13 protein-coding genes are annotated in these 15,441 nt (G+C 73.4%); 3 read left to right on the top strand and 10 right to left on the bottom strand.

The features are described 5' to 3' along the window. Window positions 1–10: 10 nt before the first annotated feature. From DEJ09_RS05775 to DEJ09_RS05750, 6 genes are all read right to left on the bottom strand, one after another. Window positions 11–733, bottom strand: coding sequence for a response regulator transcription factor (locus DEJ09_RS05775; RefSeq protein ID WP_111087883.1), 723 nt, complete (start codon window positions 731–733; stop codon window positions 11–13). A 35-nt stretch (window positions 734–768) separates the two neighbouring features. Next, complete coding sequence (locus tag DEJ09_RS05770) at window positions 769–2,940, bottom strand: glycosyltransferase family 39 protein (RefSeq protein ID WP_258373805.1); 2,172 nt, start codon at window positions 2,938–2,940, stop codon at window positions 769–771. 270 nt (window positions 2,941–3,210) lie between these two features. Further along, window positions 3,211–4,023, bottom strand: a complete 813-nt coding sequence (locus DEJ09_RS05765; protein WP_111087882.1) for a fructosamine kinase family protein — start codon at window positions 4,021–4,023, stop codon at window positions 3,211–3,213. Window positions 4,024–4,165: 142 nt separating this feature from the next. Further along, complete coding sequence (locus DEJ09_RS05760; RefSeq protein WP_111087881.1) at window positions 4,166–4,900, bottom strand: response regulator transcription factor; 735 nt, start codon at window positions 4,898–4,900, stop codon at window positions 4,166–4,168. Next, window positions 4,888–6,102 carry a sensor histidine kinase gene (locus tag DEJ09_RS05755; RefSeq protein ID WP_111087880.1) on the bottom strand — a complete coding sequence of 405 codons (1,215 nt, stop codon included), beginning with the start codon at window positions 6,100–6,102 and terminating at the stop codon, window positions 4,888–4,890. The genes DEJ09_RS05760 and DEJ09_RS05755 overlap by 13 nt, the downstream gene beginning before the upstream one ends. A gap of 77 nt (window positions 6,103–6,179) precedes the next feature. Then, window positions 6,180–7,028: a LysR family transcriptional regulator gene (locus DEJ09_RS05750; protein WP_111030751.1), complete on the bottom strand. Its 849-nt coding sequence runs from the start codon at window positions 7,026–7,028 to the stop codon at window positions 6,180–6,182. Window positions 7,029–7,099: 71 nt separating this feature from the next. Here DEJ09_RS05750 and DEJ09_RS05745 point away from each other — a divergent pair, with 71 nt between their 5' ends. The 3 genes from DEJ09_RS05745 (at window position 7,100) to DEJ09_RS05735 (ending at window position 10,575) form a co-directional block, all read left to right on the top strand. Further along, window positions 7,100–8,005 (top strand): DMT family transporter, encoded by a 906-nt coding sequence (locus tag DEJ09_RS05745; RefSeq protein WP_083404362.1) that lies wholly within the window; start codon window positions 7,100–7,102, stop codon window positions 8,003–8,005. 71 nt (window positions 8,006–8,076) lie between these two features. Further along, window positions 8,077–9,663: a long-chain fatty acid--CoA ligase gene (locus DEJ09_RS05740; RefSeq protein WP_111055111.1), complete on the top strand. Its 1,587-nt coding sequence runs from the start codon at window positions 8,077–8,079 to the stop codon at window positions 9,661–9,663. A gap of 42 nt (window positions 9,664–9,705) precedes the next feature. Then, a complete protein-coding gene (locus tag DEJ09_RS05735) occupies window positions 9,706–10,575 on the top strand; it encodes a UbiA family prenyltransferase (RefSeq protein ID WP_111087879.1) in 870 nt (289 codons plus the stop codon). A 65-nt stretch (window positions 10,576–10,640) separates the two neighbouring features. On the opposite strand, the gene DEJ09_RS05730 is transcribed toward DEJ09_RS05735, so the two are convergent. The 4 genes from DEJ09_RS05730 to DEJ09_RS05715 form a co-directional block, all read right to left on the bottom strand. Then, window positions 10,641–11,834, bottom strand: coding sequence for an NAD(P)/FAD-dependent oxidoreductase (locus DEJ09_RS05730; protein ID WP_258373804.1), 1,194 nt, complete (start codon window positions 11,832–11,834; stop codon window positions 10,641–10,643). 56 nt (window positions 11,835–11,890) lie between these two features. After that, the gene (locus DEJ09_RS05725) at window positions 11,891–13,162 is read right to left on the bottom strand and encodes an acyltransferase (RefSeq protein ID WP_111087878.1); all 1,272 of its coding nucleotides are present in this window, start codon (window positions 13,160–13,162) and stop codon (window positions 11,891–11,893) included. 308 nt (window positions 13,163–13,470) lie between these two features. Continuing rightward, window positions 13,471–14,769 carry an NAD(P)/FAD-dependent oxidoreductase gene (locus DEJ09_RS05720; RefSeq protein ID WP_071406544.1) on the bottom strand — a complete coding sequence of 433 codons (1,299 nt, stop codon included), beginning with the start codon at window positions 14,767–14,769 and terminating at the stop codon, window positions 13,471–13,473. Window positions 14,770–14,872: 103 nt separating this feature from the next. Beyond that, the gene (locus tag DEJ09_RS05715; protein WP_111087877.1) at window positions 14,873–15,421 is read right to left on the bottom strand and encodes a dihydrofolate reductase family protein; all 549 of its coding nucleotides are present in this window, start codon (window positions 15,419–15,421) and stop codon (window positions 14,873–14,875) included. Window positions 15,422–15,441 lie beyond the last annotated feature (20 nt).

Genomic DNA, 15,441 nt, shown 5'->3' with positions numbered 1-15,441 from the left:
CCGGAACGGCTCACGTGGCCGGCCGGAGCACGTACCCCGCCCCACGGACGGTCTGCAGCATCGGCTCACGTCCGGCGTCGAGCTTCTTCCGCAGGTACGACACGTACATGTCCACCAGGTTCGACGACGTGCCGAAGTCCATGCCCCAGACGCTCGCCAGCAGCTGCTCGCGGGACAGGACCCGGTTGGCGTTGCGGGCCAGGTGTCGCAGCAGCTCGTACTCGGTCGGGGTGAGCTCGATCGGGTCACCGGCACGGCTGACCGAGCGGGCGTCCTCGTCGAACCGGAGGTCCCCGACCACGACCTCGGCGCTCGCCCCGGCCGCGGCGACCCGGGCCGAGGTGCGCGCCAGGATCCGCGCACGGACGAGCAGCTCCTCGATGCCGAAGGGCTTGGTCAGGTAGTCGTCGCCGCCGCCGGTCAGCCCGGCGAGCCGGTCCTCGGGGGCGTCGCGTGCGGTGAGGAACAGCACCCGGACGCCGTCGCGGGCGTCGCGGAGCCGTTCGAGCACCTCGAACCCGTCGATGTCCGGCAGCATCACGTCGAGCACGATCACGTCGGGCTGGAACTCCCGGGCCGCGAACAGCACGTCGCGCCCGCGGTGCACCGACCGCACGGCCCATCCGTCGCCCGCGAACGCCAGGGCGACGGCCTCGGCCAGCGCGTGCTCGTCGTCGACGACGAGGGCGCGGACGGGGGAGCCGTCGGTGCGCTGCAGCGGGGTGCCGGGCATGTCCCGGAGCCTATCCACCGCGCCCTCGTCGCCGGTCACTCCGTGCTGCTCAGGTCGTAGACGGTCTGGCCGCCGACGGTCGTCGACTCGTAGTTCGCTGCGACCCACTCCTGGATCGCCGACGCGGTCGACGAGCCGCCGCCCATGCCGCCGCCGGAGCCGGACGACACGTAGTACCCGATGTCGCCGTCGGCGACGTACGCCTTGAACTGCGCGAGCGTCGGTGCCGGGTCGCTCGACCAGCCGCCGATCGCCATCACGGCGGTGTCGGTGTCGAGTTCGAGCTGCGCGGCCGACTGCGATCCGTTGACCGCGGCCGCCCACTTCGCGTCGGATGCCTCGAGCAGCTCCTGCAGGGCGGACGAGGTCGACGCACCCTCGCCACCACCCCCGGCCTGGAGGCTCGTCCCCGACCCACCCTCGGAGGTCGCGTCGTCCGTGCCGTCCTGCCCACTGCCCGGTGCCGTGCCGGACGTGCCGTCCGGCATCTCCGGCGCCTCGCCGGAGGCGCCCTCCGGCGGGGTCCCGCCGGGACCCTGCTGGGAGTCCGACGTGCTGTCGGAGCCGCCGTCGTCGGAGCCGGAGGTCGACCCACCCGGTCCGCCCGTGCCTCCCGGGAAGCCGCCGGTGCCGCCGCCCATCCCACCGGAGCTGCTGCCCGCCGGACCGACGCTCGGGATCGAACCGGAGTGCGCGACGGTCGTCGTGGCGAGGGCGTAGGCGGTGGTGCCGGACAGGCCGAACAGGGTGCCGGCGAGGACGCCGATCGTGACGAGCCGGCGCAGCGACGGCACGCTGCCGATGACGATCAGTGCTGCGGACAGCAGCCCACCGGCGAGCATCACCCAGCGCAGCCAGGGCAGCCAGGTCGGGTTCTCGTTGAGCAGGCACCAGCCCCAGAACGCCGTGACACCGATCATCGCAGCGAGGCCGAGGCGGCCGACGAAGCGGGCTCGTGCGTGCCAGAGCAGGGCGCCGCCGGTGCCGACGAGTCCGGCGATCGCCGGAGCGAGGGCGACCGTGTAGTACGGGTGGATCGTGCCCGACATGTACGAGAACACGAGTCCGGTGACCAGGAGCCAGCCACCCCACAGGACCAGCCCGGCGCGTGCGGGATCGGCCAGGTGCCGACGGCCGACGACGACCAGCCCGACGACCAGGGCGATGAGCGCCGCGGGCAGGAGCCACGAGATCTCGAGCCCCATCTCGGACGAGAACAGGCGGTTCAGGCCCGTCGAGCCGCCGAACGAGCCTCCGGCGGTGCCGCCGGTCGTGCCGCCGCCTCCGCCGCCGTTGCCCGAGCCGCCGAAGATCCGGCCGAGGCCGTTGTAGCCGAACACCAGGTCGAGGACGGTGTTGTTCGTCGAGCCGCCGATGTAGGGGCGGGACTCGGCGGGCCAGAGCCACACGGCGACGACCCACCAGCCCGCGGCCACCACGAGGGAACCGGCGGCGACGAGCAGACCGATCACCCGTCGGCCCCAGCCGGTGCGGGCGGCGAACAGGTAGACGAGGCCGAAGGCGGGAAGGACGAGCAGGCCCTGCAGCATCTTCGTCAGGAACGCGAACCCGAGGGCGACCCCGGCGAGCGCGATCCACTTCCAGCTGCCCTTCGGCAGCGCCCGCACCGTGCAGTACGCCCCGGCGGTCATCAGCAGGACGAGCAGGGCGTCCGGGTTGTCGAAGCGGAACATCAGCGCCGCCGCCGGGGTCGCTGCCACGACGAAGCCCGCGAGCAGCGCGCCGACGTTCGCGGTGGTGGCGCCGAGTCGGGCCAGGGTGCGGCGGACCGTGCCCCAGACCAGGGCGACGGAACCGACGGCCATCAGCGCCTGGGGGAGCAGCAGGCTGGTGCTCGAGAAGCCGAACAGCCGGGCCGACAGCACCATCACCCACAGCGAGGCGGGTGGTTTGTCGACCGTGATGAAGTTCGACGAGTCAAGGGAGCCGAAGAAGAACGCCTCCCACGACTTCGTGCCGGCCTGCACGGCGGCGGCGTAGAAGCTGTTGGCGTACCCGGAGACGCTGAGGTCCCACAGGTACACCACGGCGGTCACGGCCAGGAGCGCCCAGAACGCCGGCCGGAGCCAGCGGGCGTCTTCGCGCTCGCCGAGGAACAGCCGGGCGAGGGGCGGGCGGCGCCGATCCCGGGCGGCACTGCGCGCGGGGTCGCGTCGGTCGGTCACGGGTATCGGGTACGTGGTCATGTCGATGAGCATCCGGGGCGTTCCCCGACTGCTGCACTGCGCCGGCTATGTGCGGGCTAAGGACGCACGGTGCGCGGTTGGCCGGCGGGCGGTGGCGCGGCGCACGGTGCGCTGTTGTTCGGTCCGTGCGGGGTCGCCTGCTCGGTGCGCGGTTGTAGCGCTGCACGGGGCGGGCAACCCCGCACGGGTTGAGCGAGGCCGCACGGTGCGGCGTCGGCACCGGGGTGGGCAACCTCGCACGTGGTGAGCGAAGCCGCACGGTGCGAGGGGTCAGGCGTACCGCTGCGCTGCCCGGAGTGCTGCCCCGGTGTACGAGCCGCCGAACAGGAACACGTGCAGCAGCAGCGGCGCGAGCTGGTGGAGTTCGACGCGCTCCTGCCAGCCGTCGGCCAGCCGTGACTCCCGGTCGTAGGCGGCGAGCACCGTCTCGAGCCGGGGCAGCCCGAACAGTCCGAGCAGTGCCAGGTCGGTCTCCGCGTGCCCGCCGTGGGCGATCGGGTCGATGAGCACGGCGCCGGTCGGTTCGGACGAGTCCGTCGGCCAGAGGACGTTGCCGGCCCACAGGTCGCCGTGCAGGCGTGCGGGTCGGTCCCCGACGAGCGCGGGCTGGGGCGACCCGAGCGTGCCGTCCTGCACGCGTGCGGCGACCCGCTCGAACACGGCCGCCTCGGCGTGGTCGAACCCGCCGGCGTCGACGATGCGGCGGACGAAGTCGCGGATGCGGTACTCGGCGAAGAACTCACCCCAGGTCGCCGGCGCCCGATGGGCCGCGACGAACGGCGTGCGCGAGCGGCCCATCCGCAGCGCCGCACCGCGGGTCCAGCCGGCGGGCGGTGCACCCCAGTGGTCGGCGCCGGCGGCGTGCGTGTGCGCGAGGGAGCGGCCGAACCGCTCCGCCTGGGCGGCGGTGGGGGAGCCGTCGGAGATCAGCTCGAGGTTGAGCACGGTCGGGCCCGGACGCCCGAGCACGCGGGCGATGCGGGTGCCGCCGGTGTCCTCGGCCTCGGCGAGCCAGGCGAGCCCGGCGGCTTCGGCTGCCGCTTCGTCCGCGGTGGTGAACGTCTTCACGTGCGTCTCGGCCATCGGTCCATCCTGCCGAGGGGGGCACCGTCGACCGTTCAGCCGACGATCACCCGGCGACCCGGCGACCCGGCGACCCGGCGACCCGGCGACCCGGCGACCCGGCGACCCGGCGACCCGGCGACCCGGCGACCCGGTCACCCGGTCACGCGGTCGGCTCTCCCCGCCGGGCCGCGTGCACGACGAGTGCGAGCTGCACCCGGTTCTCGACGCCGAACTTCTCGTACACGTGCCCGACGTGCGTCTTCACGGTGGCCAGTCCCACGTACAGGTCGGCCGCGATCTGCGCGTTGGACGCCCCGTTCGCCACGGCGAGCGCGACCTCCCGCTCCCGCTCGGTCAGCAGGGCGAGCATCCGGCGCGCCTCGGTGTCGTCCGCAGCGGCATCGACCGGTGGCCCGGCCGGTGCGCCGCCCGGGCCACCGGCCGCCTGGCCCGAGCGGGATCCGGCCGCGAACGCGATGACCCGGTCGAGCACGGACGGGGACAGGATCGAGCGTCCGGCCGCCACGGTCCGCACGGCCTGCACGAGTTCGTGCGGTGGGGTGTCCTTGAGCAGGAACCCGCGGGCGCCGGCCTGCAGCGCCCCGAGCACGAGGTCGTCGCCCTCGAAGGTCGTCAGCACCAGGACGGCCAGGTCGGGTCGGCGGCGCAGTTCGCGTTCGGTGGCGACGAGTCCGTCGCACCGGGGCATCCGGATGTCCATAAGCACGACGTCGGGAGAGGTCGACGCGATGACGCCCTCGGCTTCGAGCCCGTCGCCCGCCTCGCCCACGACCACTACGTCGTCGTCGCCGCTGAGCAGCATCCGGAGCCCGACGCGCACGAGCTGGTCGTCGTCGACCAGGACGACGCGGACGGGAGCGGTCACGGAGTCCACGGCAGCACCGCCTCGACCACGTGCACACGTCCGTCGTCGCTGCCGGCGCGGAAGCTCCCGCCGACGAGCCGGGCGCGTTCGGCGAGCCCGCGCAGGCCGTGCCCGGCGGTCTTCCCGGACGCGTCCGCGTGCGCAGGTCCGTCGGTCAGCGTGTTCGACACCACCACCCGGACCCCGGGACCGGGGACGGTCTCGACCACCACGTCGACGGGTTGTCCGGGGGCGTGCCGACGGGCGTTCGTCAGCGACTCCTGCACGATCCGGTAGGCGTGCCGGCCGACTGCCGTCGGCACTGCTGCGCCGTCGGTGTCGACCCGCGCCCGGACGGTCGCACCGCCGGCACGCGCCTGGTCGAGCAGGTCGGGCAGGTCGACGAGCGTCGGCTGCGGAGGCGCGGTGCCGGTCACCTCGTCGCCGCCGGTCGCCGCGGGGTCGCGCAACACCCCGAGGACGTCGCGCAGGTCGGTCAGTGCGGAGTGCGCCTCGCCCCGTACGACCCCGGCCGCCGCGGCGGTCTCGTCGGGGGTGAGCCCCGGGCCGCGGTACTCGAGCGCACCGGCGTGCAGCGCGACCAGGGACAGCCGGTGGCCCAGGACGTCGTGCATCTCGCGGGCGATGTGGGCGCGCTCCTGCTCGCGGGCACGGTCCTCGCGCAGCTGCTGGTCGCGTTCGAGCAGGGCCGCGCGCTCGCGCAGGGACAGCAGGAGCGCCCGGCGCTGCCCGATCGCGATGCCGATGACCACGAGCAAGGCGATGCCGACGATGCCCGCGACCAAGATCTGCCAGAGCGGCATGTCGTCGGCCGCGGGCGCCAGGACGACGTCGTAGAGCACCGTGGCACCGAGCAGCACCGCACCGGCGGCGGCGAGCTCGACAGCCCGGCGCCCGGTGGCGAGCGACACCGTGGCGATCGCGGCCGCCCCGACCGCCAGGGTCGAGACCGAGCTGAGGGCAGCGATGACGACCGTGATCAACAGCGGTGCCCGGTGCCGGAACGGCAGGAGGACGAGGGCGGCCAGACCGGCAGCCACATCGCCGAGGATCAGTGCGCCGACGTGCAGGTCGCTCCACCCACGGGTGTCCATCGTCGGCCACACGAGCCCCGCGGTGAGCAGCCCGGTCAGGGCCGCGACGGCGACACGCCAGGTCTGGGACCACACACGCTGCCCGAGCGGCACGGCGGGGAGCGTGGTCGAGGTCATGCCCCGAGCCTAGGGAGCCGGGTCGACGAGCGGATCCGCCGAAGGTCGGAGGTCGGCGGTCGGAGGTGCCCCGTGTCTCAGACCGCGTCCACCAGGGCCCGCGCCAACGGGTGCCACGCACGGGACGACGGCCCGCTCAGCACCAGGGTCCGTTCGAGCCGCCGGGCCATCGGGATCATCACGAGGTCGGGCGGCAGCATCCCGCGGCCCAGGGTCGGCACGATCGACACGCCCTCGCCCCGCTGGATCATCCCGAACATCGTGCTCATCTCCCGCACCCGGTGGGCGTACCGGAACGGCCGGCCGTCGAGTTCGTGGAGCTTCTGGATCTGGTACTCGCAGCCACCGCCGCCCGCCACCAGGCCGTCCTCGTGCAGGTCGTCGAGGGTGAGCGCGGGCAGTTCGGCGAGGGGGTGGTCGCGGCGGATCACGGCGGCCATCTCGTCCCGCGCCACGACCACACCACCGTCGGGCACCGGCGACGGGTCGACGAGCACGGCGGCGTCGACGGTGCCGGCCTCGAGCCACTCCGGCATCTCGTCGTCGTCCCCCTCGTAGACCTGCACGTCGACATCGGGCAGGGTCACCGCCCACAGCTCGCGGAGCCGCGGCAGCAGGCCCTGGCAGACGGTGGGGACGGCGGCGAGGCGCACGGTGCCGCGCGCCGTGGCGGGCCGGACCACCGCCTCCAGGGCTTCGACCGAGGCGAGCACGCTGCGGGCGTGGGCCAGCAGGCGGTCGCCCAGCGGTGTGGCGGCGGCGACCGCGCCGCGGCGCACCACGGGGCCGCCGACCTCGCGTTCGAGCCCGGCGACGGCGTGGGACACCGCGGACTGCCCGACGCCCAGCGCTGCGGCCGCTGCGGTGAAGGACCCGGCGTCGAGCGTGGCGACGAACGCGCGCAGTTGCTGGACCGAGACGGTCATGCGTCCTCCTCATGGCGGCATGAGTGACATGCGTTTGCCGCATGTCACCCGGTGGTCCGACACTAGGCCACGTGAACGCCCTCCTCTACGCCCTCGTCGCACTGACCTGGGGATCGAGCTTCCTCTTCGCGAAGATCGGCCTCGACGGTCTCGCCCCGCAGCAGGTCGCCACCGTGCGGACCGTGCTCGGTGGGGTCACGCTGGTCGTGGTGCTCCTGGCCACCCGTCGCCGGTGGCCCCGGGAGCCGCGGACCTGGGCGCACCTGGCGGTCGTCGCGGTGTTCCTCAACGCGGTGCCGTCGTCACTGATGGCGTGGGCCGAGCAGACGGTGCCGTCCGGGCTCGCGAGCATCTACAACGCGACGACGCCGATCATGACGCTGGCCGCGCTCGCGGTGCTCGTGCCGTCCGAACGGCTGCGCGGACGGCAGGTGCTCGGGATCGTGCTCGGCATCGTCGGGGTGCTCGTGCTGGTCGGCCCGTGGGACGTGCTGACCGACCCGGAGGTCCTGGCGAGCGTGCCGGGGCAGGTCGCGCTGCTCGGCATGACCGCGTCCTACGGCATCGGGCTCGCCTACCTGCGCCGGGTGGCCGTGGCGAGCGCGTACGACCCGGTCACGCTGGCGACGGTCCAGCTGACGCTGGCCTCCGGGATGCTCCTGCTGGTCGCGCCCGTCATCGCGACCGGTCCGGTGCAGCTGGACGGGAGGATCGTGGCCGCGATGATCGCGCTCGGTTGCGTCGGCACGGGGCTGGCCTACGCCTGGAACACCCGGCTCGTGCAGGCGTGGGGCGCCGGTCGCGCCTCCACCGTCACGTACCTGACGCCGGTGGTCGGGGTGGCGCTCGGTGTGCTCGTGCTGGGGGAGCGGGTGCGGTGGAACGAGCCCGTCGGCGGACTCGTCGTCCTGCTCGGGATCGCCCTGGCGTCCGGGGTGCTCCTCCGTCGGCGGGAACCTGCGGCGTCCGCCGCCTGACCGGTCCGCCGGGTCGAGCCGTAGGATCGGCGGTGACGACGACGAGGTCGTCGACGAAGACGGAGACCGGCATGCACGACACCCACACCACCCGCGCGACCGCGTCGGTCGCAGCGATCCTCGCCGAGTCGGCGGCACGCTACCCGGACGACGTCGCCGTCATCGTGGGCGACGTCCGCACCACCTACGCCGAGCTGTGGGCGCAGACCCTGGCCTACGCCGGGGCACTCCGCGCGCGGGGCGTGACCGAGGGGTCGAAGGTGGCGATGCTCGTGCCGAACGTCGCGGACTTCCCCCGCGTCTACTACGCCACGCTGGCCCTCGGCGCGGTGGCCGTGCCCGTGCACGCGCTGCTGAAGCGCCGCGAGATCGAGTACGTCCTGCGCGACAGCGGCGCGACGCTGCTCGTCTGTGCTGCACCCTTGCTCGGCGAGGGCGCCGCCGGTGCCGAGCTCGCCGGGGTCGACGTCGTGACCGTGCTCGCGCCCGCGACGACCGACGACGGGTCCGCGGCCGGCCCCGACCGGCTCGAGGCCCTGGCCGCGCAGAGCGAACCGCTCGACACCTACGTGCCGCGGCACCCGTTCGACACCGCCACGATCCTGTACACGAGCGGCACCACCGGCCAGCCCAAGGGTGCGGAGGGCTCGCACTTCGCGCTGCTCGAACAGGTCAACACCAACCTGATGACGACGTTCGACATGCACCGCGGGGACGTCCTGCTCGGCGCCCTGCCGCTGTTCCACACGTTCGGGCAGACCTGCACGATGAACACCGGGTTCCGGACCGGCGCGACGCTCGTCATGCTGCCGAAGTTCGACGGTGACACGGCGCTCGCCGCGATGGTCGAGCACGGCTGCGGCATCTTCATGGGCGTCCCGACGATGTACATGGCGCTGCTCGACGCCGCGACCCGGTCCGAGGCCCGTCCGACGCTCCGGTACGCGATCTCCGGCGGGGCCTCGCTCCCGCTGGCGGTGCTCGAGCGGTTCCAGCAGGTCTTCGACGCGCCGATCCACGAGGGGTACGGGCTGACCGAGACCTCGCCGGTCGCCACCTTCAACCACGTCGGGCAACCGCCGCGGCCCGGCACCATCGGCACGGCGGTGTGGGGCATCGACGTGGAGATCGCCGACCCCGAGGTCCGCGACGCGATCGTCATGCTGCCGCACGGCGAGATCGGGGAACTCGTGATCCGCGGCCACAACCTGATGAACGGGTACCTCGACCGGCCCGAGGACACCGCCGAGGCCATCGTCGACGGGTGGTTCCGCACCGGTGACCTGGGCACGAAGGACGACGACGGGTACCTGACGATCGTCGACCGCACGAAGGACATGATCATCCGCAACGGCTACAACGTGTACCCGCGGCAGGTCGAGGAGGTCCTCGCCACCCACCCCGACGTCGCGATGGCCGCGGTGTTCGGGGTGCCGCACGCGGTGCACGGGCAGGAGGTCGAGGCCGCGGTGGTCCTGCACGCCGGCGCGTCCGTCGAGCCGCAGGTCCTGGTCGACTTCGTCGCCGCCGAGATCGCCGCGTACAAGTACCCGCGGGTGGTGCACGTCCTCGAGGCGCTGCCGCTCGGCCCGAGCGGCAAGGTGCTCAAGCGTGAGCTCGTCGACCGGTTCAGCGTCGAGGTGACGGCGGTTCCGTGATCCGCCCCACGACCGCGCAGGGGCGATCCGTACGCTGACCGGGTGACCGCCAGCCGCACCCCGTCGACCGCGCGTCTGCTGTTCGCGTCGTCGCACCCCGGACCCACGGTCACCGTGACCGTCCTCGCCGCGGTGATCACCGCCGCCGTGGGGCACCCCGTGTGGCTCGTGGTGCTGGTGGCGCTGACGGTCGTCGCGGGGCAGCTGTCCATCGGGCTGGCGAACGACTGGATCGACGCGGACCGCGACCGGGCCGTCGGGCGGAGCGACAAGCCCGTCGCCCGCGGCCTCATCGCCGTCGGTACCGTCCGCACCGCCGCCTACGTCACGGCCGGGATCGCCGTGGTGCTCTCGCTGTTCCTCGGGCCGGTCGCCGCGGTCGCGCACCTCGTGCTGGTCGCCGCCGGGTGGGCCTACGACGCCGGGCTGAAGCGTTCGGTGTGGTCGGTGGCGCCGTTCGTGGTCGCCTTCGGGCTGCTGCCCGTCGTGGCCGTCGCTGCCGGGCCCGAGGGACAGTGGCCGGCATGGTGGGCGATCGCCACGGGGGCCGTCTTCGGGATCGCGATCCACTGCACCAACGTGCTGCCCGACCTGGTCGACGACGCCGCCACCGGGGTGCGGGGCTTCCCGCATCGCCTCGGGCTCCGCGGCGCGGGGATCGTCGCGTTCGCCTCGCTCGTCGTCGCTGCAGCGCTGGTGCTCGGCGGACAGATCCTCGGCGACGACCCGGTGCGGGGCCTCGGCGTCGTGCTCGCGGTCCTCGGTGCCCTCGTGGTGGCCGTGCTCGCCGTCGTCGGCGTCCGGTTGGTGCTCGCGGGGCGCGCATCACGCACCCTGTTCCGGCTGGTCATCGCGTCGTCGCTCGTGCTCGTCGTCGAGCTCGGCTTCGCGGGCGCGCGACTCGTCGCCTGACGACGCGGAACAGACTGCGCGACTGCGCGACTGCGCGACTGCGCCGGTGCGCCGGACGCGAGCCGTCAGGCCCAGCGCATCGCGTAGAGCCGGGCCAGGCCGTGCGCGGTCGGCAGGGACAGGGCGGTTCGGAGCAGCGCCTCCCGGCCGGTTGCCGTGACGGGGCCGAGCGGACGGCCCAGTGCCATGTTCGCCTCGGCCTGCCGAGCCGCGCGGCGGGCGGCTGCCTGGCGGCGGGCGGCGTAGCCCGGCCACGGCCCGGCCGTGCCGGTGCGGACCGCTCCGGCGAGCAGCGGCGCGAGCTCGGCGGCGTCGAGCCACCCCAGGTTCATGCCCTGCCCGCCGATCGGACTGATCTCGTGGGCGGCGTCCCCGACGAGCACGGCTCGGCCGACGCCCACGCGGTCGGCGGTGCGGCGGCGCACCCGGAAGCCGCTGGTCATCGAGCAGGTCGCGGGGTCGGGGACGACACCGGTGCGCTCGGCGACGAGTGCGGCCAGGCGTGCGACGACCGCGGGGTCCGGCGTGCCCGTCCAGCTGCCCTCGGCCGAGGCGAAGGCGTCGTCGTCCGGCACCAGGGCGACGTACCGGCGACGCGCACCCGGCAGCGGGAAGGACTCGACGACGCCGTCCGGGCCGACGTCGACCAGCGCGGCCGAGCGGGCCGACGGCGCCTCGGGATCGGCGAAGTCGCCCATCACGTAGCGGTCGGGGTACTCGCGCCCGGTCGTGCCGATGCCGAGCAGGTCGCGGACGGCGCTCCGGGCACCGTCGGCCCCGACGACGAAGGCCGCACGGATCGTCACGGTGTCGCCGTCCGGTCCGGTCCCGGTGGCGTCGACGTGGTCGGTGTGCCGGGACAGTGCGGTCAGGGTGGTGCCGGTCCGCAGAGCGCTCGGTGCGCTGGCCCGGAGCTGGTCGCGGAGCAGGGACTCGGTGCGGTGCTGGTCGAGGGTGGCCACGTACGGGTGGGTCGGCGACGCGCGGTCGAAGCGCAGGGTGCCGAGGGTCCGATCGCGGCTGCGGGCCACGCCGGCGTGCACCAGCGACGCCTCGGCGAGCACCGCGGTGTCCAGGCCGATCGCGGCGAACGCGTCGAGGGACGGCGGGTGGATGCCGATGGCCCGCGAACCGGTCGGCGGCTCGGCCCGTCGTTCCCACACCCGGACGTCGACGCCCCGCGCCGCGAGGAGTGCCGCCAGGAACAGTCCGACGGGGCCGCCGCCGACGACGAGGACGTCGACGCGTTCGATGGGCACGGGGCGAGCCTACGGTGACCGATCGCCGCGGCGTTCAGTGAGCAGAAGACGTCGGGTCAGCGGGCCGTACTCGACGTGTTCTGCTCACTCGATGCGCTGCGCGGGCGCGGGCGCGGGCGCGGGCGCGTGCGCGGCGTGCGCTGCGGTACTGCGGCATCGCGACCCGCGCGGACCCGTGCGCGGAACCGCTCGACGGGCACCTCGACGGCGTAGGCGGCGCCGATCGACACGATCACCACCGCGCCGACCAGGCAGACCGTGCCCCAGGGGCCGATCGCGAAGGTGCCGAGCAGCGCGATCACCAGCGGGTGCCAGAGGTACGCCGAGTACGACACCCGGCGGCCGAACCACGACACCGGCGTCCAGGCCAGGGCGGCGGACACGGGGGAGCGGACCGAGACCAGCCCGCCGATCGTCACCGCCGCGATCAGCCCGGTCAGCGGGAGCACGATGCCGAACGTCGACGCGTGCTGCGTCCAGTCATCGTCGATCCAGAGCAGCACCCCGACCAGGAGCACGAGACCGAGCCAGGTCGCCACGTGTCCGAGGACCCCGGCGGCCCGCACCCGCACCCGTTCGTCGTCGAGCACCAGGGCCAGCGCGCAGCCGATCGCCAGCGGCACGACCCCGAGCACGGGCGAGAAGTAGACGTCGGGCGTGGCACCGCCGCTCGGGCTGCGGTAGCTCGCCCACGAGGCCGCCGAAGCCCCGACGACCAGGACACCGAGCCCCGCCAGGAGCCAGCGACGGCGGACCCGGAGTGCGGCGAGCAGGACCAGCACCGGCGGCCACACCAGGTAGAACTGCTCCTCCATCGACAGGCTCCACGTGTGCGCGAACACGCCCTGCGAGGTGTCCCAGAAGGCGCGGAACAGGTTGCCCGTGTAGGTCAGCGCGATGAACGCCGCTTCGCCGGACTGCAGCGAAGCGCCCTTGTAGTCACCGACCCAGTTCCAGAGCAGCAGCCCGACGACGACGAACGCGAGCAGTGCCGGGTAGAGGCGGAGCAGCCGCTTCACCCAGAACGTTCCGAGGCGCACCCGCCCGGTACGACGCCGTTCGCCGAGCAGCAGCGTCGTGATGAGGAAGCCGGACAGCACGAAGAACACCGTCACGCCGATGAAGCCGCCCTCGAACTGCGGCACGTGCAGGTGGTACAGGACGACGACCAGGATGGCGAGGGTCCGGAGTCCGTCGAGCGCGGGTGCGCGGTGCGTCAGCGGGGGTGGCGGAGCCTGCTGCGTCCCCGCTCCGGAGCGCTCCGGGGCGGCCGTGCGGTGCTGTGGCTGCGCCTGCGTCGGCGCGTGTGTCAGCGTGGTCGTCGCCATGGTCCCTCCCCGCGCTGCTCGGTTGCGTGTCGCCGACCAGGGTCCTCCTCGCGGGTAAGAGGAGTCTCAACGAGCGGGGGCGTCAGGCTCGTCGGCCGGCCCCGCGATCCCGGAGTCCGCACCACGCGTCGGCGCCAGCCCCGCGCACCACGCGCCGGCCGGGAGGCCCGTGGCCGGCCCGCGCCGCGCCTCCAGGCCGTCGCGCCCCGCGTCCACCGCACACACATCGTGAGCAGGAACGGTCGGGTCCGACGTGCGGACCCGACCGTTCCTGCTCACCAAGCGAGCGTGCGAGCGAACGCGCGCGGCTACTCGGCCTTCTGCAGCTGCCAGGGGTCCGGCTCGCGGTCGCCGTTCGGGCGCACCGGGCGGACGTCGCCGACGATCGGGATCGAGCGCTTCCGCATGAACCACACGTAGCGGACGAAGAAGTGCGTCAGGGTCGACATCCGGTTGCCGGCACCGAGCAGGCTCGTGATGTGCACGAACACCCAGGCCAGCCAGGCGACCGGGCCGACCATCGTGATCCCGCCGCGCAGCTGGGCGACCGCGGCGTTCGTGCCGATCGTCGCCATGGTGCCCTTGTCGAAGTACTTGAAGCGCTCGGTGGCCTTGCCCTCGAGCAGGCGCACGATCTGCCGCGCCGAGTGCCGTCCGCCCTGCAGCGCGGGCTGGGCGAGCTGGGCGAGGGCGTCGTCCTGGGCCGCGATGTCACCGGCGGAGAAGATCCGCTCGGCCCCCTTCACGCTCAGGTCGTCGTTCACCTGGATGCGGCCACCGTGGGTCTGCGGCAGGCCCCAGCCGGAGACCTCCTTGTGTGCGGCGACACCGGTCGCCCAGATCACCTGCGACGCGGGGATGAACTCGCCGTCCGCGGTCATCACGCCGTCGCGCTTGACCTCGGAGACGCCGGTGTTCAGCCGCAGCACGACACCGCGCTTGCGGAGCACCTTGGCGGCGTAGCGGCGCAGGCGCGGGGCGAACGGCTTGAGGAGCTCGCCGCTGCGGTGCACGAGGGTGATCGAGATGTTGCCGCGTTCGATCTCCGGGTACGCGCCGACGAGCGCCTGGTCGCGGAGCTCGGCGAGCGCGCCGGCCATCTCGACACCGGTCGCACCGCCACCGACGATCACGATGCGGATCTCGTCGGGGCCCTGGTTGGCCGCCGCTTCTTCGAGCCGGGTGAACAGCTCGTCGCGGATGCGGAGTGCCTGCGAGCGGGAGTACATCGAGTACGCGTACTCGTACGCACCGGGGGTGCCGAAGTAGCTCGTGTTCACGCCGTTGGCGAGGATCAGGTAGTCGTAGTGCAGGTGCTCACCGTCGGACATCTCGGCGATGCGCTCGTCGGTGCGGATGCCGGTGAGCAGGCCGTGACGGAACTCGGCGTTCGACTGGCGGGCCCGGAGCGAGCGCAGGAAGTACGTCACGTCGCCGGCGTTCAGGCCGCCCGTCGCCACCTGGTACATCAGGGGCTGGAACATGTTGTAGACGTGACGGTCGACCAGGGTCACCCGGACCGGCGCGTCGGCGAGCTCCCGCATGGCGGCCACACCGGCGAATCCACCGCCGACGATGACGACGTGCGGGCGGGTGTCCTGGGTCATGCTTGCTCCGGTGTTCCTCGGGTGCGGATGGTCACCCACGAGGGTACGCGCGGTTTGCCGGGGCGCATGACGGGCAGAGGCCGGGAGGCCCGTGGTGCGTCCGTCAGGCGTCGAACCGCCCGTAGGTGTTCAGCACGTTCCCCTTGCTCGTCACGGTGCTGTCGACCAGACGCAGGCGCATGGGCGGATCGGTCGGTTCGAACAGTCGCCGGCCACGGCCGGCGATCGCCGGGTGGATCATGAGCTGCAGTTCGTCGAGGACCCCGGCGAACAGCAGGCTGCGGACGAGCGTGACACTGCCGCACACGGCGATGTCCGCCCCGTCGCGCTGCTGCAGGTCGCGCACGAACGCGGGGACGTCACCCGGGATCCGCGTGCTGTTCTGCCAGGTCAGGTCGTCGCCGAGCGTGGTGGAGGCCACGTGCTTCTCGATCGGGTTGATCCACTGCCCGAAGGGGTCCTCCGGGTGGGCGGGCCACCACTCGGACCACTCGAGGTAGCTGTTCCGGCCGAGCAGCACGGTGTCGGTGCGGGCCATGAAGGCACCCATCGCCGTGCCGAGCTCGTCGTCGAAGCTGTCGTACTGGAACTCGTAGGGGTCCTGCACGACGCCGTCGACCGACGTGAACAGACCGGCAGTGGTCTTCCGCATGGTCCGGATCGTACCCGCCG

The sequence above is a fragment of the Curtobacterium sp. MCLR17_055 genome (assembly GCF_003234305.1).
Lineage (GTDB): Bacteria > Actinomycetota > Actinomycetes > Actinomycetales > Microbacteriaceae > Curtobacterium > Curtobacterium flaccumfaciens.
This window is presented reverse-complemented; position numbering and strand designations above follow the sequence as displayed.